A 720-nucleotide genomic window follows, 5' to 3' on the forward strand; every position below is an offset into this window, starting at 1 on the left:
ATATTAACTACGACCCTATTTCATACTTTTTTCGCAACAATCTTTGTATACTCTGTGCCAACTACATGACTTAGCACTAAAGAAATGAACTATCTAATTACTTTCTTCAAAGGAATAGCCATGGGTGCAGCCGACGTTGTCCCTGGCGTGTCGGGCGGTACTATCGCATTCATAACTGGCATTTACGACACACTGCTTGAAAGCATTCGTCGTATTAACCCGTCTCTTTTCTCTATCTGGCGAAAAGACGGTTTTAAAGCCGCATTCAATCATATTAATGGCTTTTTCCTTATTGCTCTGTTTGCTGGCATCTTGTCGAGCATTGCAACCTTAGCGAAGTTGATCACATGGCTGCTAGACACTCATCCGATCCCTATTTGGTCGTTCTTCTTCGGCCTCATTTTGGTCTCTGTGTATCACATCCTCCGTCAGGTAGAAAAACGCGATGCGATTCGTTTCGTGACTCTTCTACTGGGCGTCGGCTTTGCGTATAGCATTACGGTGCTGAAACCACTGCATCTTGAACCTACCGCTATTAATACGCTGATTGCAGGTGCGATCGCAATTTGTGCGATGATCCTCCCTGGTATCTCAGGCAGCTTCATCCTGCTACTGATCGGTATGTATACTCCGGTACTTGCGGCCGTAAAAGGCTTCCAAGTGGATACGTTGGCGCTATTTTTATCGGGCTGCGTGATTGGCCTACTTTCTTTCTCTCAT

At 45.4% G+C, this 720-nt stretch carries 1 protein-coding gene; it reads left to right on the forward strand.

Features of this window, described 5'->3' with window-relative positions:
- Positions 1-84: 84 nt before the first annotated feature.
- The coding region (locus R7Q46_RS26965; RefSeq protein ID WP_318078205.1) for a DUF368 domain-containing protein at positions 85-720 on the forward strand (636 nt) is incomplete at its 3' end.

This window comes from Vibrio sp. 811, from assembly GCF_033339195.1.